The organism is Bradyrhizobium sp. STM 3843 (assembly GCF_000239815.1).
Lineage (GTDB): Bacteria > Pseudomonadota > Alphaproteobacteria > Rhizobiales > Xanthobacteraceae > Bradyrhizobium.
In genome coordinates, this window is sequence record NZ_CAFK01000128.1 from 1 (window position 1) to 25,377 (window position 25,377).

At 64.4% G+C, this 25,377-nt stretch carries 20 protein-coding genes; 11 read left to right on the forward strand and 9 right to left on the reverse strand.

All coding sequences use genetic code 11. The annotated features are described in order from the left end of the window. Positions 1-89: 89 nt before the first annotated feature. On the reverse strand, positions 90-1,409 hold the full coding sequence (locus BRAS3843_RS15910; RefSeq protein WP_008969975.1) for a UDP-glucose/GDP-mannose dehydrogenase family protein: 1,320 nt from the start codon (positions 1,407-1,409) through the stop codon (positions 90-92). A gap of 174 nt (positions 1,410-1,583) precedes the next feature. On the opposite strand from BRAS3843_RS15910, the gene BRAS3843_RS15915 reads away from it, so the two are divergent. Next, complete coding sequence (locus BRAS3843_RS15915) at positions 1,584-2,633, forward strand: acyltransferase family protein (RefSeq protein ID WP_008969976.1); 1,050 nt, start codon at positions 1,584-1,586, stop codon at positions 2,631-2,633. A gap of 15 nt (positions 2,634-2,648) precedes the next feature. On the opposite strand, the gene BRAS3843_RS15920 is transcribed toward BRAS3843_RS15915, so the two are convergent. Then, positions 2,649-3,617, reverse strand: a complete 969-nt coding sequence (locus BRAS3843_RS15920; protein ID WP_008969977.1) for a quinone oxidoreductase — start codon at positions 3,615-3,617, stop codon at positions 2,649-2,651. Between the two features lie 100 nt (positions 3,618-3,717). On the opposite strand from BRAS3843_RS15920, the gene BRAS3843_RS15925 reads away from it, so the two are divergent. Next, on the forward strand, positions 3,718-4,602 hold the full coding sequence (locus tag BRAS3843_RS15925; protein WP_008969978.1) for a LysR family transcriptional regulator: 885 nt from the start codon (positions 3,718-3,720) through the stop codon (positions 4,600-4,602). 40 nt (positions 4,603-4,642) lie between these two features. Beyond that, positions 4,643-7,720, forward strand: a complete 3,078-nt coding sequence (gene polA, locus BRAS3843_RS15930) for a DNA polymerase I (protein ID WP_008969979.1) — start codon at positions 4,643-4,645, stop codon at positions 7,718-7,720. A gap of 209 nt (positions 7,721-7,929) precedes the next feature. Here the strand turns inward: polA and BRAS3843_RS15935 are convergent, their stop codons facing one another. Together BRAS3843_RS15935 and BRAS3843_RS15940 are read right to left on the reverse strand one after the other, a co-directional pair. Next, positions 7,930-9,432: an NAD(P)/FAD-dependent oxidoreductase gene (locus BRAS3843_RS15935; protein ID WP_008969980.1), complete on the reverse strand. Its 1,503-nt coding sequence runs from the start codon at positions 9,430-9,432 to the stop codon at positions 7,930-7,932. A gap of 114 nt (positions 9,433-9,546) precedes the next feature. Further along, positions 9,547-10,317: a S1 family peptidase gene (locus BRAS3843_RS15940; RefSeq protein ID WP_008969981.1), complete on the reverse strand. Its 771-nt coding sequence runs from the start codon at positions 10,315-10,317 to the stop codon at positions 9,547-9,549. Between the two features lie 95 nt (positions 10,318-10,412). Between BRAS3843_RS15940 and BRAS3843_RS15945 the strand changes: the two genes are divergently transcribed. Continuing rightward, a complete protein-coding gene (locus BRAS3843_RS15945; RefSeq protein WP_008969982.1) occupies positions 10,413-11,048 on the forward strand; it encodes an HAD-IA family hydrolase in 636 nt (211 codons plus the stop codon). A gap of 1 nt (position 11,049) precedes the next feature. Here the strand turns inward: BRAS3843_RS15945 and mtnA are convergent, their stop codons facing one another. The 3 genes from mtnA to BRAS3843_RS15960 all read right to left on the reverse strand — a co-directional run bounded on the left by mtnA (position 11,050) and on the right by BRAS3843_RS15960 (position 13,446). Beyond that, positions 11,050-12,156, reverse strand: coding sequence for an S-methyl-5-thioribose-1-phosphate isomerase (mtnA, locus tag BRAS3843_RS15950; protein ID WP_008969983.1), 1,107 nt, complete (start codon positions 12,154-12,156; stop codon positions 11,050-11,052). Positions 12,157-12,183: 27 nt separating this feature from the next. After that, the gene (locus tag BRAS3843_RS15955; protein ID WP_008969984.1) at positions 12,184-13,065 is read right to left on the reverse strand and encodes an S-methyl-5'-thioadenosine phosphorylase; all 882 of its coding nucleotides are present in this window, start codon (positions 13,063-13,065) and stop codon (positions 12,184-12,186) included. A 108-nt stretch (positions 13,066-13,173) separates the two neighbouring features. Further along, positions 13,174-13,446, reverse strand: a complete 273-nt coding sequence (locus BRAS3843_RS15960) for a phosphopantetheine-binding protein (RefSeq protein ID WP_008969985.1) — start codon at positions 13,444-13,446, stop codon at positions 13,174-13,176. Between the two features lie 336 nt (positions 13,447-13,782). Between BRAS3843_RS15960 and BRAS3843_RS15965 the strand changes: the two genes are divergently transcribed. The 3 genes from BRAS3843_RS15965 to BRAS3843_RS15975 are packed head-to-tail and all read left to right on the forward strand — an operon-like array spanning position 13,783 to position 16,942. Then, positions 13,783-15,009, forward strand: coding sequence for an acyl-CoA dehydrogenase family protein (locus BRAS3843_RS15965; protein WP_008969986.1), 1,227 nt, complete (start codon positions 13,783-13,785; stop codon positions 15,007-15,009). Positions 15,010-15,058: 49 nt separating this feature from the next. Beyond that, positions 15,059-16,021, forward strand: coding sequence for an amino acid--[acyl-carrier-protein] ligase (locus BRAS3843_RS15970; protein ID WP_008969987.1), 963 nt, complete (start codon positions 15,059-15,061; stop codon positions 16,019-16,021). A gap of 45 nt (positions 16,022-16,066) precedes the next feature. Beyond that, complete coding sequence (locus tag BRAS3843_RS15975) at positions 16,067-16,942, forward strand: acyl-CoA N-acyltransferase (protein ID WP_008969988.1); 876 nt, start codon at positions 16,067-16,069, stop codon at positions 16,940-16,942. Between the two features lie 2 nt (positions 16,943-16,944). On the opposite strand, the gene BRAS3843_RS15980 is transcribed toward BRAS3843_RS15975, so the two are convergent. Beyond that, positions 16,945-17,832: a branched-chain amino acid aminotransferase gene (locus BRAS3843_RS15980; RefSeq protein WP_008969989.1), complete on the reverse strand. Its 888-nt coding sequence runs from the start codon at positions 17,830-17,832 to the stop codon at positions 16,945-16,947. Positions 17,833-17,983: 151 nt separating this feature from the next. Here BRAS3843_RS15980 and BRAS3843_RS15985 point away from each other — a divergent pair, with 151 nt between their 5' ends. The 3 genes from BRAS3843_RS15985 to BRAS3843_RS15995 all read left to right on the forward strand — a co-directional run bounded on the left by BRAS3843_RS15985 (position 17,984) and on the right by BRAS3843_RS15995 (position 21,405). Beyond that, on the forward strand, positions 17,984-18,931 hold the full coding sequence (locus tag BRAS3843_RS15985) for an alpha/beta hydrolase (RefSeq protein WP_035981855.1): 948 nt from the start codon (positions 17,984-17,986) through the stop codon (positions 18,929-18,931). A gap of 170 nt (positions 18,932-19,101) precedes the next feature. Then, positions 19,102-20,406 carry an O-acetylhomoserine aminocarboxypropyltransferase/cysteine synthase family protein gene (locus tag BRAS3843_RS15990; RefSeq protein WP_008969991.1) on the forward strand — a complete coding sequence of 435 codons (1,305 nt, stop codon included), beginning with the start codon at positions 19,102-19,104 and terminating at the stop codon, positions 20,404-20,406. Positions 20,407-20,418: 12 nt separating this feature from the next. Continuing rightward, entirely contained in the window at positions 20,419-21,405 is a 987-nt protein-coding gene (locus BRAS3843_RS15995) for a homoserine O-succinyltransferase (RefSeq protein WP_008969992.1), read from the forward strand. A gap of 44 nt (positions 21,406-21,449) precedes the next feature. Here BRAS3843_RS15995 and putA read toward each other — a convergent pair whose 3' ends face one another. Next, a complete protein-coding gene (gene putA / locus BRAS3843_RS16000; RefSeq protein WP_008969993.1) occupies positions 21,450-24,539 on the reverse strand; it encodes a bifunctional proline dehydrogenase/L-glutamate gamma-semialdehyde dehydrogenase PutA in 3,090 nt (1,029 codons plus the stop codon). 153 nt (positions 24,540-24,692) lie between these two features. Here putA and BRAS3843_RS16005 point away from each other — a divergent pair. Then, positions 24,693-25,377: DUF763 domain-containing protein (locus tag BRAS3843_RS16005; RefSeq protein WP_035981852.1), on the forward strand; the 685-nt coding region annotated here is incomplete at its 3' end.

Here is a 25,377-nt window from a genome sequence, read left to right on the forward strand (position 1 = left end):
GTAAGCCTCGCGCTCGACGGATGGATACCCCTCACCCGCCTCGCTTCGCTCGGCACCCTCTCCCACAAGGGGAGAGGGAAGGAAAGAGCCTAATGCCCCTTCACCGTCGCCCGACCAATGCTCTCATAGACGAAGCCGTGGGCGACCATATCCTCAGGGCGATAGACGTTGCGCAGGTCGACGACGACCGGCTGCGCCATCACCTTCTTCAGCTGCTCTAGGTCCATCGCGCGGTACTGCACCCACTCCGTGACCAGCACCATCGCGTCCGCTCCAGTGGCGCAGACGTAAGGATCGTCACAATATTCGATCTCAGGGAGCTCCTTCTTGGCCTGCTCGATGCCGATCGGATCATGCGCGCGCACCTTGGCGCCCATGTCGAGGAGTCCCGTCACCAGCGGGATCGACGGCGCGTCGCGCATGTCGTCGGTCTCCGGCTTGAAGGTCAGGCCGAGCACGGCGACCGTCTTGCCGCGCAGATTGCCGCCGACGGCACTCGCGACCTTGCGCGCCATCGCGCGCTTGCGGTTGTCATTGACGTTCATCACGGCTTCGACGATGCGCAGCTGCGTGTCGTAGTCCTGCGCGATCTTGATCAGCGCCCGGGTGTCCTTCGGAAAGCAGGAGCCGCCGAAACCCGGACCCGCATGCAGGAATTTCGAGCCGATACGATTGTCGAGCCCGATGCCGCGCGCGACCTCCTGCACGTCGGCGCCGACCTTTTCAGCCAGGTCGGCGACCTCGTTGATGAAGGTGATCTTGGTGGCGAGGAAGGCGTTGGCGGCGTATTTGATCAGCTCGGCGGTGCGCCGCGCGGTGTACATCATCGGAGCCTGGTTCAGCGACAACGGGCGGTAGATGTCGCCGAGCACCTTGCGGCCGCGCTCATCGGAGGTGCCGACCACGATCCGATCGGGCCACTTGAAATCGCGGATCGCCGCGCCCTCCCGCAGGAATTCCGGATTGGAGGCGACCACGACGTCGGCCGACGGATTGGTCTCGCGGATGATGCGCTCGACCTCGTCACCGGTGCCGACCGGCACGGTCGATTTGGTTACCACGACGGTAAAGCCCTTGAGCGCCGACGCGATCTCGCGCGCGGCAGCATAGACGTAAGACAAATCGGCATGGCCGTCGCCGCGCCGGGACGGCGTTCCCACCGCGATGAACACGGCGTCGGCCTCGGCCACAGGCTGCTTCAGGTCGGTGGTGAAATCGAGCCGCTTGGCCTTCACATTGGCGGCCACCAGCGCATCGAGACCCGGCTCGAAAATCGGGATTTCGCCCCGCTGCAGGGCGTCGATCTTGCCGACATCCTTGTCCACACAGGTAACCTGATGGCCGAAATCCGCAAAGCAGGCGCCGGAAACCAGCCCCACATAGCCCGTGCCAATCATGGCAATTCGCATGAAAACCCCGCTTATGGTTAATGCGCCCGCCTCATAAAGCATTTACGGGCAGAGTGGAAATTAGAAAACGGCATGACGTTTGAATGACAATACGGCACGACGTTTGGATGACAATAAGGAGTTTGAAACAGCGTTGATCTACACCGCACCAGCTGCGCGCCAAAGGGAGACAGCATGACCGCAAACGGCACATCGGCAGTCCCAGGAACCGGGCGGGTCGACTGGGTCGACTATGCCAAAGGTATCTGCATCGTCATGGTGGTGATGATGCATTCGGTCCTGGGCGTCGAACTGGCGGCCGGCGAGACCGGCTTCATGCATGCGGTCGTCGCATTCGCAAAGCCGTTCCGGATGCCGGATTTCTTCCTGATCTCCGGGCTGTTCCTGCCACCCGTCATCGACCGGCCCTGGCGGACCTATCTCGACCGCAAGGTCGTGCACTTCGCCTATTTCTACGTGCTCTGGGTCACGATCCAGTTCGGCTTCAAGGCGCCGGGTTTTGCCGCTGCGACCAGTTGGACGCACGCCGGCTATCTGTATCTGGAGTCCTTCATCGAGCCGTTCGGCACGCTGTGGTTCATCTATCTGCTGCCGATCTTCTTCGTGGTCATCAAGCTCGCACGACGGCTGCCGCCGCATTTGGTCTGGGGCGTGGCTGCGGGTCTCGAGATGGCGCATATCGTCACCGGCTGGACCGTGATCGACGAGTTCTGCGCCCGCTTCGTCTATATCTATTCCGGCTATCTGTTCGCCAATCAGGTGTTCGTGCTGTCGGAGCGCGCGCGTGCGCGCCCAATGCTGGCCATTGCGGGGCTGATCGGCTGGGCCGTGGTCAACTGGACATTGGTTGCGGTGGGCGTGAGCGAGCGTCCAGTCATCTCGCTCGCGCTCGGATTTTCCGGCGCCTGCGCCATCATCGTCGCCGGCACCCTGCTGGCGCGGGCCCATTTCCTCAATGGCCTGCGCTTCTGCGGCGAGCATTCGCTTCAGATCTATCTCGCCTTCTTCCTGCCGATGGCGACGACACGCAGCGTGCTGCTCAAGACCGGTGTCATTCCTGACATCGGAACGATGGCGCTGCTGGTCACCGCGGCCGGTGTCGTTGGGGCACTGCTGATCTGGCGCCTCGCCCTGCGGCTGAACGCCGACTTCCTGTTCGAGCGGCCGGATGCGTTATGGATCGCCCCCAGGAAGCAGCGCCCCGCGTTGCAGCCAGCGGAGTAGCTGGTACGGACTCGACTACGGAACCAAGTACAGCGCGCCGCGGCTGCGCCCATTCTCGAGATCGAGATGAGCCTTCGCGGCCTCGGCTAACGGATAGGCCGTCCCGGCGCCGACGAGTTCTCGCGCGATCAGCGCCGCCAGCACAGCAGCCGCGGCGCGGCGATACTCATCGCGGTCGTTCATGTACGTCATCACGCTCGGGCGCGCCAAGCTCAGGCTGCGCCGCGGCCCGAGCTCATCAAGATCGAGCTTCGGAATGGGCCCACCGGATTGGCCGATGCTGGCGACCACGCCGAACGGCCTGACACAGGCAAGCGTCTTTGTCAGCGTCGTGCCGCCGATCCCGTCATAGGCCACATCGACACCGCGGCCATTCGTCAGCCCGGCAACGGCATGAGCGAAATCGGCATCGCGACCGATGATGACGTCATGCGCACCCGCGGCGCGGGCAAGCTCGGCTTTGGCCTCCGACCCGACCGTGCCGATCACGGTCGCACCGCGGCGGCTGGCCCATCGCGTCAGCACCTGACCGAGGCCGCCCGCGGCGCTATGCACCAGCACCGTGCTGCCGGCTTGCACCGGATAGACGCGGTTCAGCAGCATGAAAGCCGTGATGCCCTTAACGAAGACGGATGCGACGCTTTCGTCCGACAGCGACGGCGGAAGCTTGACCGCCCGCCAGACCGGCAGATTGCGCACCGATGCATAGGCCCCGACCGGCGCGCCCGCATAGGCGATGCGGTCGCCGATCGTCACGTCAGTTACATCGGACCCGACAGCGGTCACGATGCCCACCGCCTCAACCCCGGGAATCCCGCCCGGCAGCGGATAGAGCCCGCTGCGCTGATAGATGTCGATGAAATTGACCCCGATCGCGGTCTGATCGAGCCGGATCTCACCCGGCCTGGGCGCTGCGACTTCGACCTCGGAAAGTTCCAGGTTCTCCGCGCCTCCGGGCGCCGTCACGCGAACTACGATGGCCATCTCTTCCGCCTCACATGTCTGTCTCGAGAAGGACATTGTGAGGGGCGGCAGGACTATGCGAAACTGCCCAAAAGCTCGCCCCTTATGTTCAATTTTGCACATGATCGACTGGACCGACCTGCATCATTTCGTCATGCTCGCCCGCGAGGGCACGCTGTCGGCCGCCGCCCGCGCGCTTGGCGTCGATCATGTCACGGTGGCCCGCCGCATTGCCGCGCTGGAGCAGGCCACGCGGCTGAAGCTGGTTGATCGGCGCGCCCGTCTCTATGTGCTGACGGAGGATGGGCGCCGTCTCGCCACCGCGGCAGCACCAATGGAGGACGCAGCCTATGCGGTCGAGCGCGCCATCAAGGCGGCGCGTCCAGGGCTTTTGGGCGAGGTTACGATCAGCGCGCCGCCTTCGCTGGCCAATGCCATGATCGCACCCAAGCTGATCGAGCTGCGACGCCAGCATCCGGGCCTCACGATCAAGCTGATCGGCGAGAAGCGCGCCGCGTCGCTGAACCGCCGCGAGGCCGACGTGGCCTTGCGGCTGACGCGTCCGGCGGAAGCAGGCCTCGTTGCGCGCCGGATCGGCTCTTTCGGTTTCAGCCTCTATGGCGCGCCGGCTTACTTGCGCGAAACACCGCCCTCGGCGCTGAGTTTCATCGCCTATGACGCCAGCATGGACGAAGCGCCGCAGCAGCAATGGCTGAAGGCGATTGCCGGCCGGCGCGCGATCGTGCTGTTGACCAGTGACCTGGAGAACCAGGCGGCTGCCGCGCGCACCGGTGTCGGATTGGCGGCGCTGCCGCATTTTCTCGGCGACCCCGATCCGCATTTGGTCCGCTTTGATCCCGGCCGTAGCGAGATCACCCGCGAGATCTGGCTCGTTGTTCACCGCGATCTGAGCCGCGCGCCCCTGGTTCGCGCCGTCATGCAGTTCCTGGCACGCTGCGTCAAGCCGGGCCGCCAGGCGAAAAATCCGGTGCGCACGCCGCTCTGAATGGCTGTCATTCCGCGCCAAAAATTCCTAAATTGGCGGCATGCCCAAAGCCCCCCAGAAAGCCGCCGCCGCCAAGCCCGCCACCGCTGTGCCCGCCGCCGAAAAGGCGGCACTGCCAGCTGCTGCCAAAGGTGCCCAAAAGGGCGACCATGTGTTCCTGGTCGACGGCTCCTCCTACATCTTCCGCGCCTATCACGCGCTGCCGCCGCTCAACCGCAAATCGGACGGGCTGCAGGTCAATGCCGTGCTCGGCTTCTGCAACATGCTGTGGAAGCTGTTGCGCGAGATGCCCGAGGACAATCGGCCGACCCATCTCGCCATCGTCTTCGACAAGTCGGAAGTGACGTTCCGCAACACCATCTATCCCGACTACAAAGCGCACCGGCCCCCTGCCCCCGATGATCTGATCCCGCAATTCGCGCTGATCCGCGAGGCTGTGCGCGCCTTCGACCTGCCCTGCCTGGAGCAGTCAGGCTTCGAAGCCGACGACCTGATTGCGACCTATGCGCGGCAGGCCTGCGAGCGCGACGCGAGCACCACGATCGTCTCCTCCGACAAGGACCTGATGCAGCTCGTCACCGACTGCGTCACGATGTACGACACGATGAAGGATCGCCGCATCGGCATCGCCGAGGTGATCGAGAAGTTCGGCGTGCCGCCTGAGAAGGTGGTCGAGGTGCAGGCGCTGGCCGGCGACTCCACCGACAACGTGCCGGGCGTTCCCGGCATCGGCATCAAGACCGCGGCGCAGCTGATCACCGAATATGGCGATCTGGAAGGACTGCTGACGCGCGCCTCCGAGATCAAGCAGCCGAAGCGCCGCGAGGCGCTGATCGAGAATGCCGAGAAGGCGCGGATCTCGCGTCAGCTGGTGCTGCTCGACGACAAGGTCAATCTCGAGGTGCCGCTCGACGACCTAGCCGTGCACGAGCCCGATCCGCGCAAGCTGATCTCGTTTCTGAAGGCGATGGAGTTCTCGACGCTGACCCGGCGCGTCGCGGACTATTCGCAGATCGATCCGGCGGATGTTGCCGCCGACGAGCATTTGAAGAGCGGTACGGGTGCAGGCTCCGCCCCCACCCCGCCCTCTCAGAGCGAGCGTAGCTTGTCTCGGCCCGCAAGCGAGGGAGGCAGTGCACCGAGCAAGCCGCTACCGACCTCGCAAAGCAGGAGCGCCGATCCGCGCACTGACAAGACGGCCAGCAGCAAGGGCACGCCGGTCGCGCTGACGTCGGCGCGTGCAGACGCTGCGAAGGCTGCGCGCATCGACCGGACGACATACCAGACCATTCGCAATCTCAACGAACTGAAAACTTGGATCGCCCGCATCCATGATATCGGCCATGTTGTTGTCGAGGCCAAGGCCAGCTCGATCGATCCGATGCAGGCCGAGTTCTGCGGCATTGCGCTGGCACGCTCGGTCAACGACGCCTGCTACATCCCGCTCGCGCATCGCGAGGCTGGCGACGGCGCCGGACTGTTCGACGCCGGCCTCGTAGCGGACCAGATCAAGGAGCGCGATGCGCTCGACGCGCTCAAGCCGATCCTGGAATCGCCCGGCATTCTGAAGATCGGCTTCAACATCAAATTTGCCGCCGTGATGCTGGCGCAGGCCGGCATTACCTTGAAAAACTACGACGACGTGCAGCTGATGTCCTATGCGCTCGATGCCGGGCGCGGCTCGCACAAGCTGGAGTCGCTCTCTGAACATCTGCTGGGCCACGCCGTCATCAGCCATGGCGAGTTGATCGGCAGCGGCAAGAACAAGCTCAGCTTCGAGCAGGTTGCGATCGACCGCGCGACGGCCTATTCGGCCGAGGATGCCGACGTGATCTACCGGGTGTGGCGCGTCCTGAAGCCGCGCCTCGTCGCCGAGCGCATGATGGCGGTCTACGAGACCCTGGAGCGGCCGCTGGTCTCGGTGCTGGCGCGGATGGAGCGGCGCGGCATCTCGATCGATCGCCAGGTGCTGTCGCGGCTGTCAGGCGATTTCGCCCAGACCGCAGCACGGGTCGAGGCCGAGATCCAGGAGATCGCGGGCGAGCCGATCAATGTCGGCAGCCCCAAGCAGATCGGCGACATCATCTTCGGCAAGATGGGACTGCCCGGCGGCAGCAAGACCAAGACCGGCGCCTGGTCGACCTCGGCGCAGGTGCTCGACGATCTCGCAGAGCAGGGCCACGAGCTGCCGCGCAAGATCCTGGAATGGCGGCAGGTCTCCAAGCTGAAATCGACCTACACCGACGCGCTGCCGACCTACGTCAATGCGCAGACCCATCGCGTGCACACCACCTACGCGCTGGCGGCAACTACCACCGGGCGGCTGTCGTCAAACGAGCCGAACCTGCAGAACATCCCTGTTCGCACCGAGGACGGCCGCAAGATCCGCCGCGCCTTCATCGCCACACCCGGCCACAAGCTGGTGTCGGCGGACTATTCCCAGATCGAATTGCGGCTGCTGGCCGAGATCGCCGACATCCCCGTTCTGAAGCAGGCGTTCAAGGACGGGCTCGACATTCACGCCATGACGGCCTCCGAAATGTTCGGCGTGCCGATCAAGGACATGCCGAGCGAGGTGCGGCGCCGGGCCAAAGCGATCAATTTCGGCATCATCTACGGCATCTCTGCGTTCGGCCTCGCCAACCAGCTCGGCATCCCGCGCGAGGAGGCGTCCGCCTACATCAAGCGCTATTTCGAGCGCTTTCCCGGCATCCGCGACTACATGGATGCAACCAAGGAGTTCTGCCGCAAGCACGGCTATGTCACCACGCTGTTCGGCCGCAAATGTCACTATCCGGAAATCAAGGCCAGCAACGCCTCGGTGCGCTCCTTCAACGAGCGCGCCGCGATCAATGCAAGGCTGCAGGGCACGGCTGCCGACATCATCCGCCGCGCCATGACGCGGGTGGAAGACGCGCTTGCCCGGCACAAGCTATCGGCGCAGATGCTGCTGCAGGTGCATGACGAACTGATCTTCGAGGTACCCGACGAGGAGGTCGAAGCGACACTCCCTGTCGTGCGCCATGTCATGCAGGACGCGCCGTTCCCGGCGGTGCTGCTCTCGGTCCCGCTTCATGTCGATGCGCGCGCGGCGACCAATTGGGACGAGGCGCATTGAGCTTCGATCGCCGTCGTCCCGGGTACGCGAGTGAAACGAGCGCGAACCTGGGACCCAGCCGCGTGATGCATCTATGAGATAAGACAGGTCGTCGACGCCATCGCGCAACAACACCTGCCGGTGGTTCTGGATCCCCGCTCTGCGCGCGCAATTGCGCGCTAAGCGGGGATGACAGCGAGGTTGTTGCGCGACTGAGCTCGATCGACCCTTCAACTATACACGAACGCCTTGTCGTCGAGATCGATCGCCGGAATCTCGTCCTTCTCGGCCCAATAGTCCTGGCTGTGCTGCCATTCCGGCTTGTCGCCGCGCTTCGGCAACAGATGCATGTTGCGCATCATGTAGCCGGGATTGAAGTTCTCCGGATCGATCCAGGACAGCAGCGGCATGTTGTGGTCTTCCGCGCGCAGCGCCGGCACCACCTTGCGCGCCCCCTTCTCCTTCATGTGCTCCAACAGACGGCAGACGAAATCCGCGACCAGATCAGTGCGCAGGGTCCAGCTGGCGCGGAAATAGCCGAACACCCAGGCCATGTTCGGCACCCCCGTGAACATCATGCCGCGATAGGTCACGGTATCGGCGAAGTCGAGCGGCTTGCCGTCGATCGAAAATGCGATGTCACCGAGCACGCACAGGTTAAAGCCGGTTGCGGTGATGATGATATCGGCCGGCAGCTCTTCGCCGGACTTGAGCTTGATACCGCCTTCGGTGAAACGCTCGATCTCATCGGTCACCACCGAGGCCTTGCCACTCTTGATGCCCTCGAACAGATCGGCATCGGGCACGAAGGCGATGCGCTGCCGCCATGGCCGGTAGCTCGGGGTGAAATGCTTCGCCGCGTAGTCGGGGCCAAGGATCGCGCTGATCTGGCCGATCAGCTCCCTCTTCACCTGCTCCGGTTCGCCGATGCAGCGCCTGGTGAACGCGTCCTGCTCGAACAGAATCTTGCGGCGGACGATCTCGTGGATCCATTCTTCTTTGACCTGGAGCTTGCGAAGCTCCTGGGCAAGCTCGATCACGTTGCGGCCGAGGCGGAAATAGGTCGGCGACCGCTGCAGCATGGTGACATGCGCGCATTTGTCGGCAATCGCGGGCAGGATCGTGGCGGCAGTGGCACCGGAGCCGATCACGACGACGCGCTTGCCATCCAGCGCGAGATCATCCGGCCAGCGCTGCGGATGCACGATACGCCCTTTGAACGCGGCCATGTCAGGCCATTCCGGCGTGTAGCCTTCGGAATGGCGATAGTAGCCCTGGCACATCCAGAAGAAGTTCGCAGTGAAGCGCACCGGTTCTTCAGTCGCACCCTTCACCGCATCGATGGTCCAGACATTGCTGGCGCTTGACCAGCTCGCCGCCACGATTCTGTGTTGATAGCGGATATGGCGGCCAAGATCGTTCTCGTCGATCACCTCGCCCATGTAGCTCAGAATTTCCTGGGCGGTCGCGATCGGCGGCCCGACCCACGGCTTGAAGCTGTAGCCGAAGGTGTGCAGGTCGCTATCGGAGCGGATGCCGGGATAACGATGCGTGAGCCAAGTGCCGCCGAACCCCTCCTGGCTCTCGAGAATCACGAAGCTGCTGTCAGGCAGGCTCTTTGTCAGGTGATAGGCGCTGCCGATGCCGGAGATGCCGGCCCCGACGATCAGCACATCGAAATGCTCGGTGACATGGGGGTCCGATGCCTCCCGCACGGGCGCGATGACGTTCATTGTTGTTGCCTTCGGGCTAAAGTTTTGGGCGTGATTTCCTCAACTCTCAGGCTGGACCTGATCGCGCGCGCGGTCAACTGATCCCTGCGTACCGTTCGACGACATCGATCGGATTCAATTTCCGCCGAGCGGCATGCCCCATTGTCGCGCGGTCTGCGCGATCCAGTCCCGATACAATGTCAGCGGCGTGACGCCGGTCAGCCCGCCGCAGCCATCCGTGACGTTCGGTCCGGTCGACCATGAGATGACGCCAATGATCATCGGACCGGACTGCTGTTGCTCGAAGGCCGGCCCACCGGAATCACCGGTGCAGGCGCCGAGTCCGGAGGTCGTGCCCTGCGTCGCCGGATCGACCAGCCTGATCTGCAGGGTGCCGGGCCTGCCGGTTGCGACAAGTGGCGCCGTTCGCACCACGCCGCCGCTCTTGCCGTCGCCTCTGATCGTGACGCCGATGCCCGCGATCGCAAAGCCATTGCCGGCATTGAGCGGAAGCTGTGGCGTGCCGAGCCCAGCAGGCGTACCGGCTTTGGTCGGCGCGTCCAGTTCCAGGAGCGCCACGTCGGCCGTGGCCCGATGCGCCAGGATCGCCTGCAGATTGAAGGCGGGATGCACGGCCACGCGCCTGATGCCCTTCAGCTGCGGCTTGCGATCGCGATCATATTCCACGATGCGGTAGTCGGCGCCGGGCTGCACGCAATGGCCGGCGGTCAGGACCAGCCTCGACGCGATCAGCGCGCCACTACAGAAATTGCCGCGCGAGCCGACGATGGTCACGACCGACCGGCCGGCGCCGTCGTTGGCGGCCGGCGCGCCACCGACGATGGCAAAAGCGGGAGACAGGCTGAGCAGGGCGATCGCCGCGGAAATTTTGAGGAGAGATGTCATTGCCTGCAGCAATAGCGGGTCAGGCCGATGTCGCCAAGCTGCGCCGCGCGTGCTAGCCGTTCTCTTGAACACTGATGGACATAGACGAGGAAGCGATGATCGAGGCGGTGATCTTTGATTTCGGCGGGGTGTTGACGACCTCGCCATTCGAGGCGTTCGCCCGGTTCGAGCAGGAGCGCGGCTACCCCGTCGACATCATCCGCAATACCAACGCAGCCAATCACCTGGAAAATGCCTGGGCGAAGTTCGAGCGCGCCGAGATTGATCTGGACACTTTCGACAATCTGTTCGCGGAGGAATCGCTGGCGCTCGGCGGGGCCGCGGTGCGCGGCAGAGAAGTGCTGCCGCTGCTGGCCGGCGACCTGCGTCCGGAGATGGTGGAGGCGCTGAAGCGCATCAAGGCGCGCTTCAAGACCGGGTGCATCACCAACAATCTGCCGGCGAATGCGATCGGCAGCCAGGCCGGGCGCACGCTCTATGTCGCCGAGGTGATGACGCTGTTCGATCATGTCATCGAGTCCGCCAAGATCGGCCTACGTAAGCCGGATCCGCGCATCTACCGGATGATGGTCGAGGCGCTCGGGGTCGATGCGAAGGCCTGCGTCTATCTCGACGATCTCGGCGTCAATCTGAAACCGGCGCGGGAGCTTGGGATGGCCACGATCAAGGTCGTGAGCGCCGCGCAGGCAGTCGGCGAGCTCGAGGCGGCCACCGGGCTCGTCCTTCGTTGAACTAAACGTTCGAACCTCGCGCCCGCTCCGGGAACGCCGCGGCGAGCGAGGCCCGATCGGCATTGAGCACGCCGCGCTCGGTGATCAGGCCGGTCACCAGCCGCGCCGGCGTCACGTCGAAGCCGTAATTCGCAACCGGTGAATTCGGCGGCACGATCCGCACCGTCTCCAACCGGCCGTCCGCCGTTCGCCCGGTCATATCAGTGACCTCGCTGGCGCCACGCTGCTCGATCGGGATCTGCCGGCCGTCGGTCACCGCGAAGTCGATGGTCGGCGACGGCAGCGCCACATAGAAAGGCACGCCATTGTCATGTGCGGCCAGCGCTTTCAGATACGTACCGATCTTGTTGCAGACATCGCCATTGGCGGCGACGCGATCGGTGCCGACGATAGCCAGATCGACCATGTCATGCTGCATCAAGTGCCCGCCGGTATTATCCGGAATCACCGTATGTGGCACGCCATGATGACCGAGCTCCCAGGCGGTGAGCGAGGCGCCCTGATTGCGCGGCCTGGTTTCGTCGACCCAGACATGAACGGGAATGCCGCGATCGCGAGCCAGATAGATCGGCGCGGTCGCGGTACCCCAATCCACGGTGGCCAGCCAGCCGGCATTGCAATGGGTCAGCACGTTGACAGGCTCGCCCGCTTTCTTTTGCGCGGCGATCGCCTCGATCAGCTCGAAGCCATACTGCGCGATGCCCTGATTGATGATCACGTCCTCGCCGGCGATATCGACCGCGCGGGAATAGGCGGCATCCCGCCGCTCCGACGGCGCCAGACGTCGCAGCATCGCGCCCATCGTATCGAGCGCCCATTTCAAGTTGATCGCGGTTGGTCGCGTCGACAGCAACATCTGGTAGGCGCGGTCGATCGCCGGATCGGAGCGATCGTCGCGCATCGCGAGCGCCATGCCGAAGGCGGCGGTGGCGCCGATCAGCGGCGCCCCGCGCACCAGCATCGTCCGGATCGCGTCCGCCGCTTCCTCGCACGTGGTCAGCTTCGCAACGACGAACTCATGCGGCAGCCGGCGCTGATCGATCGCGGCGACTGTCCAGCCGTCGGCGTCGAGCCAGATGCTGCGGTAGTGCCTGCCGTCCACCTTCATCCGCGCGCCCCTTCTCAGAATTGGTTCTCAGATCTGGCTCCGCAACACCCGTCCCGCAACGGCGTCAAGCTTCTTGAGCAGTTCCGGATCACGTGCCTCCGGCGCAGTGATCAGAGCGGTATCGAGCGCCCGGTCCGAGCCGATCGGGCAGGATTCGTGTTCACGCGGAAAATCCTGCGCGAGCCTGGCGACCAGCGTCTTGGCCTTGTCCGCATTCGTCGTCAACACCCGGATGATGTCCTGCACCGTGACTGCGTCATGGTCCGGATGCCAGCAGTCGAAATCGGTCACCATCGCCACCGTCGCGTAACAGATCTCCGCCTCGCGCGCGAGCTTGGCCTCGGGCATGTTGGTCATGCCGATCACCGAATAGCCTGACAGCTTGTAGGTCATGCTCTCGGCATAGGTCGAGAATTGCGGCCCCTCCATGCAGACATAGGTGCCGCCGCGCGCGATCGGAATCCCCTCGATCTCCGCGGCCGCGGCCAGATGGATGCGCAGCCGCGGCGAGACCGGGTGCGCCATCGACACGTGGGCGACGCAGCCCTTGCCGAAGAACGAGCTCTCGCGCTTGTAGGTGCGGTCGACGAATTGATCGACCAGCACGAAGGTGCCGGGCGGCAACTCTTCCTTGAAGGAACCGCAAGCCGACAGCGAGACCAGGTCGGTGACGCCGGCGCGCTTCAAGACATCGATATTGGCGCGGTAGTTGATGTCGGAGGGCGAGAGCCGATGACCCTTGTCATGGCGCGGCAGGAACACGATCGGCAGGCCCGCGATGGTGCCGCGGCGGACCGGTGCCGACGGCTCGCCCCCCGGACTTGCAATCGCCTCTTCGCGCGCGTTCTCAAGGCCCGGGAGGTCATAAATGCCCGAACCGCCGATAATGCCCAGAACCGACTTCGTCATGCTCACCCCGTCTCCGTCCGGGACGAGCTATGCCAGCTTTAGGGTAAATTGAAAATGGCTACCGGCGGGTGTGCCCAAAGATGTGACCCGCCACGCTTCGCGAGCGGCTCAGGCGGCCTCGGCCGCCTGCAACTGGTCCGCGACCAGCCGTTCCAGCGTCGCCACCGATTGGAAGTTCTCCGGCGTGATCAGCTCCTGCGGGATGGTGAAGTCGAACTCCGCCTCGACCGCGAGCATCAGATTGACCATGTCCATCGAGGTGAGCCCGACATCGACCAGCAGCGCCTCGGGAGACAGCGCGACTGACACGGAGTTCTGCGCGAGGATCTCGCGCACCAGGGTCTCGATCCGGCTGCGGATGTTGGTTTCCAGGGCCTGCATTCACGTCCTCTCAGCTCGCGAAATTCGCGAAAATCCATCGCGATATGTCCACCTGAAAATAACGCGGCCACGGCGTAAATTCAGCACCGCGGGTGGCGAGGGACTCCTGCATCTGATCTTAAGGCTAACGTCTTGCCGACAATCTTCCGAAACGCAAAAACCGGGAGTTAACCGACGTGTCCGGAATAGATCGTGTTTACCCTGAATTCCGTCGACGCATTTGAATCAAATCCATAGCCTGATGGGCAAGTTCCAATGAGTCAGAGTTGCGTTTCGGTATCGCTGCATGCCGGGCGCCCCGATCTCTGACCGGCAATTCGGAGGCAAGATCGGGTCATGAACGTCCAAGACAGCACACTGCATCACCCCGCGCCGGGCGAGGTCGAACACCTGCTGCTCGACCGCGGCTCCATGTTCCTGCAGCGGATGTCGGCGGTTGCCGCGCAGGCGGCGGCGGAAGCGGACGAGGTCGACCGGCAGGCACGCTTTCCCAAGGCCGCGATCGATGCTGCGCGCCAGCAGAAGCTGCTGGGCATGCAGATCCCGGTCGAGTTCGGCGGCTTCGGCGCCTCGGTCCAGGATATTGCCGAAGTCTGTTACACGCTGGGTCGCGCCTGTGCCTCCACGGCGATGATCTTCGCGATGCATCAGACCAAGGTGGCATGCCTGGTCCGACACGGCCGGGGTAACGCCCATATCGAGGCGTTGATGCGCCGCATCGCCTCCGAGCAGCTGCTCCTGGCGTCATCCACCACCGAGGGGCAAAACGGCGGCAATATCCGCGCCAGCGCGGCTGCGATCAGCCAGAGCGGCGACGAGATCAGCTTGTTGCGCGATGCCACCGTGATCTCCTACGGCGCTGAAGCGGACGGGCTGGTGACCATTGCGCGGCGCGCCGACGATGCAGCGGCATCCGACCAGGTGTTGCTGGCGCTCACCGTCGACGACTATTCGCTGAAACCGACGCTCGGCTGGGAAACGCTCGGCATGCGCGGCACCTGCTCGAAGGGTTTCGAGCTCAAAGTGCATTGCCCGGCGGACCGGGTCTTTCCAGAATCCTACGATCGCATCCACGTCCAGACCATGACTCCGTTTGCGCATCTGACCTGGTCCTCCGCCTGGGCCGGCGTCGCTGCGGCAGCCGTCCAGCGGGCCCAGCGCTTCATCCGCAAGGCCGCGCGCAGCGCTGGCGGACAGATGCCGCCCGCGGCGGCGCATTTCACCGCGGCGAAGATGTCACTGGCCAAGCTCCGCGCCATGATCTCGACCAACATGGATGCCTTCATTGCCCGCGAATATGACGAGCGCGCGCTGTCCTCGCTCGACTTCCAGTCTTCGATCACGCTGCTCAAGGTCGAGGCCTCCGAGCTCGCGGTCGAGACCGTGATGCGGGCGATGCGCGCCTGCGGCCTTTCCGGCTATCGCAACGACGGCGAATTCACGATTGGCCGTCACTTGCGCGACGTGCTGTCCGCGCCGATCATGATCAACAACGATCGCATCCTCGCCAATGTCTCGACCTCTAGTTTGATGAGCGCGGTCCCGACCTCATTGCACGACTGAGGCCGCCCCTCATCTCTCCACTCGATCTTCGCATTTGGGATCTTCCACGATGACCATTCCCGTTCTGCCGCAATCGCCCGAGATTGCGCCGCAGCCTGCTGATCCCTTGGACCATCTCACCGACAGGCTGTTTCACCGCATGGGTGCGGACGGCGTCTATGCTCGGACTGCGCTCTACGAGGACATGGTCGAGCGGCTTGCGGCGCTGATCACGCGGCATCGCGAGCCCGGCACCGAGGTGATGCGCTTTCCGCCGGTGATGAGCCGCGCCCAACTGGAGAAATCCGGCTACCTGAAGAGCTTTCCGAATCTGCTCGGCTGCGTCTGCGGCCTGCACGGGACCGAACGCGACATCAACGCCGCCGTCAGCCGCTTCGACGCCGGCGGCGACTGGACCACATCACTGTCGCCCGCCGACCTCGTGCTGTCGCCGGCGGCCTGCTATCCGGTCTACCCGATCGCGGCGAGCCGCGGAGCGCTGCCCAAGGGCGGCCTGCGCTTCGACGTGGCGGCTGACTGCTTCCGCCGCGAGCCGTCGCGGCACCTGGACCGGCTGCAATCGTTCCGGATGCGCGAATATGTCTGCATCGGCACGCCCGACGACGTCTCCGCCTTCCGCGAGCGCTGGATGGTCCGGGCGCAGGCGATCGCACGCGACCTCGGTCTTGCCTTCAGCGTCGATCAGGCCAGCGATCCGTTCTTCGGTCGTGTCGGCCAGATGAAGGCGGTGAGCCAGAAGCAGCAGTCGCTCAAGTTCGAGCTGCTGGTGCCGCTGCGCTCGGAGGAACAGCCGACCGCCTGCATGAGCTTCAACTATCATCGCGAGCATTTCGGCACCACCTGGGACATCGTGGATGCGAACGGCGAACCGGCCCATACCGGCTGCGTGGCGTTCGGCATGGACCGCCTGGCCGTGGCGATGTTTCACACCCACGGCACGGAGCTGAACAAGTGGCCGTCGCCACTGCGAGAGATCCTCGGCCTCGCGCGACAGGCAGTCGTCGCGGACTGATCATCAAGCAGCGATATCCGACACAGGGACGGGCATGGCCGTCAGATGAGCGCGCCCAACCCCGTGATCCGTTGCCGGGAGATCGGGCCTGCCGATCTCGATGTGATCGCGGATCTGCTGACACGCGGCTTCCAGGGGCGCCGACCGAGCTATTGGCTGAAGGGGTTGCAGCGTCAGGCCACGCGGGAGATACCCGAGGGCTATCCGCGCTTTGGCTACATGCTCGATCACGGAGGCAGAGCGGTCGGCGTTCTGCTCCTGATCTACACTGCGCACGGTGACGGAACGCAAATCTGGTGCAACCTGTCGAGCTGGTATGTCGAACCGGCGTTCCGCAACTTCGCCCCGATGCTGACCAAGGTTGCTCAGCGACTCAAGGACGTGACCTACTTCAATATCAGCGCCGCGCGTGGCACCTGGCCGATCATCGAGGCGCAGGGCTTTCGATCCTATTGCGAAGGCGTTGTCCTGTCGGTCCCGGCGCTGTCGCGCGCGGAACGCGGCACATATATCGAGGTCGTGACCGCTGATGCCACTGCGATTGACGGCCTGACGCGCGAAGAAGCGAAACTCCTGATCCGCCATGCGCGATATGGCTGCCTCAGCATTACGGTCCGCTCCCTGCACGGGACCACACCCTTCGTGCTGCAGCCATTCCGGATTCGCCGCGGATTGATTCCCCTGCCCGTGATGCAGCTGATCTATTGTCGAAATACGGCTGACTATGTTGCCTATGCCGGCACCATCGGCCGCTTCCTGCTCGGGCGCGGCAAGATGGCAGTCCTGTTCGATGCAAATGGTCCAGTGCCGGACCTGATCGGCGTCTTTACCGAGCGCCGCGGCCGGAAATATGTCAAGGGTCCGCACCGGCCGAGACTTGGCAATCTCAGTGACACCGAGCTCGTGCTGTACGGGCCTTGAAGCTACGCTGCCAGCTTGATGGCGTGCGCGTAATCCCAATACAATTTGCGCGCCCTGGTATAGACCGGACCGATCGAAAGCTGCCTGTCATCGATCCGGATGACCGGCGCCACCTTGGCAAAATTGCCGGAGGAGAAAATCTCGTCCGCCTTCAGGAAGTCGTCATAACGCAGCGTGGCCTCGACCACGGTGACGCCGTCGCTCCGCAACAGATCGATCACCCGCTGCCGCGTGATGCCGTTGAGGAAGGTTCCATTCGGCGCAGGCGTATAGACCACCCCGTCCTTGACCATGAACACGTTGGCGTTGCCGAATTCCGCGACATTGCCGAGCAGATCGAGCATCAGGCAGTTGTTGAAGCCGCGGGACGCCGCCTCGATCAGCGCGCGCGAATTGTTCGGATAGAGGCAGGCGGCCTTGGCATCGACCGGCGCGCATTCGGCGGTGGGCCGGCGGAACGGCGACAGCGTGATGGCGTTCCCGGTCGGCTGCGGCATCGGCGCCTCATAGATGCACAAGCACCAATTGGTGGTCTCGGGATCGAACAGCACGCCGCCGCCGGCGCCATGCTGGGCCCAATACATCGGCCGGATATAAAGCTCGGCATTCGGACTGAACTTCGCGATGCCTTCGCGCGCGAGCCCGATCCAGGTGTCCACATCCACCACCGGCTTGAGCCGGAAGTTGGTTGCGGATTGATTGACCCGCGCGCAGTGGCGGTCGAGATCCGGCGCGACCCCTTCGAAGGTCCTGGCGCCGTCGAACACCGTCGAGGCGAGCCAGGTTGCATGCGTCCGCACGCCCATGATCGGCGCATTCCCCTCCTGCCACTGGCCCTCGAAAAAGGTCCAGGTCTGCGAATAGCTGACAGGCTTGACGATGTGGCTCATGATAAGGCCTCGCGCGACGCTCCGGTCGATATTGTAGCCTCCTTTTCGCGGGAATGATTTAACGATTTGCTTGGTCCAGGCGCTGCGGCTCACGACCGATTCAGGATTGCCCGGCAGAATGGCCGAAGCTTTCCAGTCAATCGGATCCGCCATGCCGCTCGATCCCCGCGCTCAGCGCCTGCTCACGATGATGGCTGCAGCCGCCAAGCCTGCTCGGCAACGACCATCGGTCGAAGAGCGCCGGCAATCGCTTGCCAAGCTGATGCAGTTCGCCCAGGCCGATCTGAACCGCGTAACGATGAAAGACGGCACTCTGCCGGGCGCTGCGAGCGAGCTTCGTTACCGGCTTTACGCCCCCGCAGATCAAGCCAGCGAGCAGCTTCCGGGCTTCGTCTACTTTCACGGCGGCGGCATGGTGGCCGGCAGCATCGAGACCCATCACCATCTCACGGCTGCCCTCGCGCTGGCAACCGGGTGCCGCCTGGTCTCGATCGACTACCGCCTGGCACCCGAGCACCCGTTCCCGGCGGCCATCGAGGATGCGATCGCAGCCACGGCGTTCACCTGGCGCAATGCCGCCTCGCTTGGGATTGACGCCACGCGACTCGTGATCGGCGGCGATTCCGCAGGCGCCGCCCTCGCCGCTGTCGTCTGCCAGGAGGCAATGCAGACCGAAGGCGTCCCAATCGCAGCGCAGTGCCTGATCTGCCCCGTGCTCGACTTCGCCAATACGTCAGGCTCACGCGAGGCCTTTGCCGAAGGTTATCTGATCGACCGGACGATCCTCGAGGCCGACCTTGCGGATTATCTGCCCGAAGGTGCAGACAGCGCTGATCCCAGAGTGTCTCCTCTTCGTGCGGCGCGCCTTTCCGGCCTGCCGCCCGCCATCATCCATACCGCCGAGTTCGATCCGATGCGCGACGAAGGCTATGCCTATGCGCGGCGGCTCCACGCCGCGGGCGTTCCCGTTGCGCATGTCTGCCACGACGGCATGATCCATAACTTCCACTGCATGAGCGCGCTGTTGCCGCAGGCGCAAGCCGCGCTGGCGCAGATCGGAGAGCAGGTTGCGCGCATGCTCGGAGTACCGACAAATTGATTCGAGCTCTAATCGCGGGTCGCGCGTATCCAGCGGCCGTCGTAATCCGTTAGGGTTATTTCGTCGTTCTTGTCGCGAATTATTGTCCGCTTCACCCCTCGCCTCTAACAAGGGCACGGCGCAGAACGCATCTCAACGGCATATGCGATGCGCGGGAGCGGAGTTCGACGATGCGCAACGAGACCATTGCCATTCACGCCGGCTACGAGCCCGATCCGACCACGAAAGCCGTCGCCGTTCCGATCTATCAGACCGCAGCCTATGCTTTCGACAGCGCCGATCATGGCGCCGCGCTGTTCAACCTGGAAGCCGAGGGCTATCGCTACAGCCGGATTTCCAATCCCACCACGGCAGTGCTCGAAAAGCGCGTCAGCGAACTCGAGGGCGGCGTCGGCGCGCTTGCCGTCGGCACCGGCCAGGCTGCGCTGCATTTCGCATTCGTCAACCTCGCCGACCATGGCGGCAACATCGTCTCCGTCCCGCAGCTCTACGGCACCACCCACACGCTGCTCGGACACATCCTGCCGCGGCAAGGGATCATCGGACGCTTCGCAGAGAGCGACCAGCCCGACGCCATCGAGCGGCTCATCGACGAGAATACCAGGGCGGTCTTTGCCGAGACCATCGGCAATCCCGCCGGCAATGTCTGTGACATCGAAGCGCTTGCGAAGGTCGCGCATCGCAATGGCGTGCCGTTGCTCGTCGACAATACCGTCGCCACGCCGATTCTCCTGAAGCCATTCGATTACGGGGCCGACATCGCCGTCCATTCGCTGACAAAGTTTCTCGGCGGCCACGGCACGACGCTCGGCGGAGCTCTGGTCGACAGCGGCAACTTTCCCTGGAAACAGCACGCCGATCGCTTTCCGGCCTTCAGCCAGCCCGACACCTCCTATCACGGCCTCGTCTACACCGATCATTTCGGCAAGAGCGCCTTCATCCAGCGGGCGCGCAGCGTCTATCAGCGCACGATGGGCGCGGTGCTGTCGCCCTTCAACGCCTTCCTGCTGCTGCAGGGCATCGAGACGGTGGCGCTGCGGATGGAGCGCCATGTCGAGAATGCGCGCAAGGTGGCCGAATTCCTGCGCGACGATCCGCGCGTGGCCTGGGTGAACTATGCGGGCTTTTCCGACAGTCCGTACTATCCACTTGTCCAGAAGTATCTCGACGGCCACGCCTCCTCGCTTTTCACCTTCGGCATCAAGGGAGGGCTCGATGCCGGAAAGGCATTCTATGACTCGCTGAAGCTCATCACCCGGCTCGTCAACATCGGCGACGCCAAGTCGCTGGCCTGCCATCCGGCCTCGACCACGCATCGGCAGATGTCGGCCGACGAACAGCGCAAGGCCGGCGTTCTGCCCGAGACGATCAGGCTGTCGATCGGCATCGAACACATCAGCGACATCATCGAGGATCTCGATCAAGCATTGGCTCAGGCTGTCGCCCGGCAGCCCCGGCTTGCTGCAGCCGAATAGCGCCAGTCACCAATGCTGCTGTTCGACAGCAATCGGCCGATCGCAAGCCCCGCGCTGGCTCCGAGCGAGCCCGAGCGCGACAGGCGGCAGATCGAACTGGCGATCGGCCTCGTCAACAACATGCCGGACGGCGCGCTGAAAGCGACCGAGCGGCAATTTGCAAGGCTGCTTGGGACGGCCGCGCCGCATGTGCGGATCCGGTTCCATTGCTTCTCGTTGCCTTCGATCCCGCGCGCACCGGCCGCGCAGACCCATATTGCGCGAACTTACGCTGATATTGCCGAGCTGCGCCGCCTGTCGCTCGACGGGCTGATCGTGACCGGCGCCGAGCCGATCGCGGAAGATCTGCGCGATGAGCCCTATTGGCCGGAGCTCACGGCCATCATCGATTGGGCCAAGACCAACACGCGCTCGACGATCTGGTCCTGCCTTGCCGCCCACGCGGCCGTGCAGCATCTCGACGGCATCGCGCGACGGCGGCTCGATGCGAAATGTTCCGGCATCTATGATTGCGCCAAAGTGGCTGACGACCAGATGACGCGGAACATCCGCAGGCCGCTCAAGGTCTCACATTCGCGCTTCAACACGGTGGATGAGCAGGATCTGGTCAGCCGCGGCTACCAAATCCTGACGCGGTCGAACGACGTCGGCGTCGACATCTTCAGCCGTGATCTGCCAAGCCGATTCGTCTTCTTCCAGGGCCATCCTGAATACGACGCATTGTCGCTGCAGCGGGAATATATGCGCGACATCGCGCGTTATCTTTCGGGCGAACGCCGCGACTATCCAAAGATTCCGGTCTCCTATTTCGACCCGCAAACGGAGGATGTCCTGCGCCGCTTTGAGGTGCGGGCCAGGCAGAGACGCGATCCCACGCTCGCGGCCGAACTACCGGGACTGCGGCTGCGGCCGGACCTGGCCGCAGGCGCCGCCGCCACCCTCCTGTTCAGCAACTGGGTCGGAGGCCTTGCGCGATCCGCGGCGACGAGCCCGGCGTAAAGCGCCGGTCGGTCCGCCATACCCACACTTGCTGGATCTAAGCGTCAACGATCACCGAGCGAAGCCAGCGCGGCGTTGCCGCCCGCAGCCGCTGTGTTGATGGTGAGCGTCTGCTCGGTGGCAAAGCGCGCGAGGTAATGCGGGCCGCCCGCCTTCGGCCCTGTGCCTGACAGCCCGCAGCCGCCAAACGGTTGCACACCGACGACGGCCCCGATCATGTTGCGGTTGACATAGATGTTGCCGATCGGCAGCTGCGAGACCTTCCCGACCATGTCGCCGATGCGCGAATGCAACCCGAAGGTCAGGCCATATCCTGACCGCTTGATCGCTCCGAGCACGTCATCCAATTGGTCGGCGCGATAGCGCACCACATGCAACACCGGGCCGAACACCTCCTTGTCGAGGTCCTCGACGCGTTGCAGCTCGAACACGTGCGGCGCGACGAATGAGCCGCGCGACGGCGCCACGCCCGCGTAATGCACGCGCGCCGTTGTCTTCATGCGCGCAATGTGCTCATCGAGCCGCGCCTTAGCCTCAGTATCGATCACCGGGCCGATATGGGTGGCGACATCGCGGGGATCGCCGATCGCAAGCTCGCGCGCGGCGCCTGCGACCATCTCGATGACGGCATCGGCGACATCATCCTGCACGCAGAGCAGCCGCAGCGCCGAGCAGCGCTGGCCGGCGGAACGAAACGCAGAGGTCAGCACATCATCGGCGACCTGCTCGGGCAGCGCGGTGGAATCGACCAGCATCGCGTTGATGCCGCCGGTCTCCGCGATCAGCGGCAGGATCGGCCCGGGCCGGTTGGCGAGTGCGATGTTGATCGCACGCGCGGTGTCGTAGGAGCCGGTGAACACGACGCCTGAAATCGCGGAGTGTGCGACCAGATGCGCGCCGATCGCGCCATCGCTGGGGACCAATTGCAGCGCGCCCGGAGCGACACCGGCCTCGTGCATGATCCGCACCGTCTCGGCTGCGATCAGCGGTGTCTGTTCGGCGGGCTTCGCCACCACGGTATTGCCGGCCATCAGTGCCGCGGCGATCTGGCCGATGAAGATCGCGAGCGGGAAATTCCACGGCGAGATCGCGACGAATACGCCGCGCGGCCGGAGCCGCAGCGCGTTGCCCTCGCCGGTCGGCCCCGGCAGATCGAGCTCCGCGCCGAACAGCGTCTCGCCTTCGGCGGCATAGTAGCGACAGAAATCGATCGCTTCGCGGACTTCGGCAATCGCATCATCAAGGGTCTTGCCCGCCTCCACCGCGAGCAGATGGATCAGCCGCGCACGCCGCGCCTCGATCAGATCGGCCGTTCGCCGGAGCGCCCGTGCGCGCTGATCCGCTGAGGTCGCGGCCCAGGCCGGGAAGCCCGAGGCCGCGGCTACAACGGAGCGATCGGCGATGGCGAGATCGGCGTCCGCCACGGTTCCCGCGATCACGGCCGGATCGAACGGGCTCACGACAGTGCGCGTCGCGCCGCTCTCGCTCCGTCCACCAATGATCGGCGCTGCGCTCGCAGGCATGCCGGCGCGCGCGATCTCGGCGCGCAGGGCCATGAGCGAAGCGTAGTGGCCGAGCTCGACCCCTTGCGAATTCCGGCGCGGCGGTCCGTAGAGATCGCGCGGACGCGCGATGGTCGGATGACGCGCGGCCTCAGGCTTACCGATGATCTCGGCCTCGCTCATCACCAGTTGGTCGATCGGAATATCGGGATCGGCGGCGACCGAGACGAACGATGAGTTGGCGCCGTTCTCGAGCAGCCGGCGTACCAGATAGGCCAAGAGATCACGATCCTTACCCACCGGCGCGTAGGTGCGGCAGGCTATCGCCGGATACAGCTCGCGCAAGGTCGCATAGAGCGCTTCGCCCATGCCGTGCAGCCGCTGGAACTCATAGCCCGCGCTGCCGCCGGCAGCATGGACGATATGAGCGACTGTCATCGCATTGTGGGTGGCAAATTGCGGAAAGATGCGCGCGCGCATCGCAAGCATCTGGCGCGCACAGGCGAGATAGTTCAGGTCGGTCATCGCCTTGCGGGTGAACACCGGATAGTCGTCAAGCCCGCGCTCCTGCGCGCGCTTGATCTCGGTGTCCCAATAGGCGCCCTTCACCAGCCGCACCATCAAACGCCGCCCATGAGCTTCGGCAAGATCCGCGATGAAACTGATCACCTTTTCGGCGCGCTTCTGATAGGCCTGGATCGCCAGCCCAAAACCCTCCCAGCCTGCAAGCGACGGATCGGCAATCACCCGTGCGATCACCGCCATCGAGAGATCGAGCCGGTCGGCCTCCTCGGCATCGACGGTGAAATTCAGGTCGAACGACTTGGCGTGGCGCGCAAGCTCGATCACGACGGGCACCAGTTCGCGCAGCACGCGCTCGCGCGACATCTCCTCATAGCGCGGATGCAAGGCCGACAGCTTCACCGAGATGCCCGGCCGGTCGGGCAGCGCGGCGTGACCCGCCGCCTGTCCGATCGCCGTGATCGCAGCGGCATAAGAACGCCGATAACGTTCGGCATCGGCGGCGGTGCGGGCGCCCTCGCCGAGCATGTCGAAAGAATAGCGGAACAGCCGGCCGCTGCCGGAATTGGCGCGATCGAGCGCCTGCTCAATCGTCTCGCCGAGCACGAAATGGCTGCCGAGCAGCCGCATTGCCTGGCGCGCGGCGGTGCGCACCGTCGGCAGACCCAGCCGCCGCGCCAGATTGGCGACCACGCTCTCCGGCGTCTCGCCCGGCGCGATCACACGCGCGGCAAGCCCGAGCGCCCAGGCGGACGCCGCGACCAACGGCGTATGCGACTTCACCTCATGATGCAGGAAATCGCTGTGGCCGAGCTTGTCTTCGATCAGGCGATCCGCGGTCGCGTCGCCCGGCACCCGCAACAGCGCCTCGGCCAATACCATCAGCGCCAGGCCCTCATCGGTCGAGAGCGCGTATTCCTGCAGGAAATCGTCGATGCCGCCGAAACGCGAGGCCTTGGCGCGGATGCCCTCGATCAGCCGCCGCGCGGTGGCCTTGACCCGTGGCAGATCGGACGAATCCTGCGCACGCAGCAGCCGGTCGGCGATGGCGACGTCGTCCTCCGCATAAGGTGGCGAAAAGACCGGTCCGGCGACAGGCGCTATGTCCATTCATGGGCTCCGATGTACACCTATAGAGTTAGGCGAGTCGGAACCGGATTTCGATAGGCGACGTACCGATCGCTTCCCTTCAGCGCAAATTTGTTGCGGCCCGACGCACCTGCTCTGATAGATTGTGCCTCTGCAACGCTTCGCAGGGACACTATGGCCAGACGCACCGGCAGTGCCGATCTTCCGCTTCATTCGGGGCGCGTGCCCGCTTGGCTCGGCACCAGGATGACCTCGCTCGGCGCCATCATCACCCAGGCTATCGTGCACCATTACGGCCGCGACGAATTCCTGGCCCGGCTGTCGCATCCGTTCTGGTTCCAATCCTTCGGCGCCGTGATGGGCATGGACTGGCACTCCTCCGGCATCACCACCAGCGTGATCGGCGCCCTGAAGCGCGGGCTGACGCCGCTGCAAAGCGAACTCGGCATTTACGTCTGCGGCGGTCGCGGCGAGCATTCGCGCAAGACGCCGGACGAGCTGACGCGCTTGAGCGAACGCCTCGGCCTCGACGGCGAAGGCCTGGTCCGCACCAGCAGGCTGGTCGCGAAGGTCGACAGTGCCGCAGTGCAGGACGGCTTCGACCTCTATCTGCATGGCTTCTTCCTGACCAGCGACGGCAAATGGTGCGTCGTGCAGCAGGGCATGAATGGCGACGCCCGCCAGGCCCGCCGCTACCACTGGCACTCGGAAGCGCTGAAGAGCTTCGTCGACGCGCCGCACAGCGCCATCGATGGACCCAGCCAGGGCGAGATCGTCAACCTCACCGACCACCGCGCCGAACCATCCCGCACCGCCCAGCTCGACCTGCTCGCCGCGCTCGGACCCGACCGCATCGTCA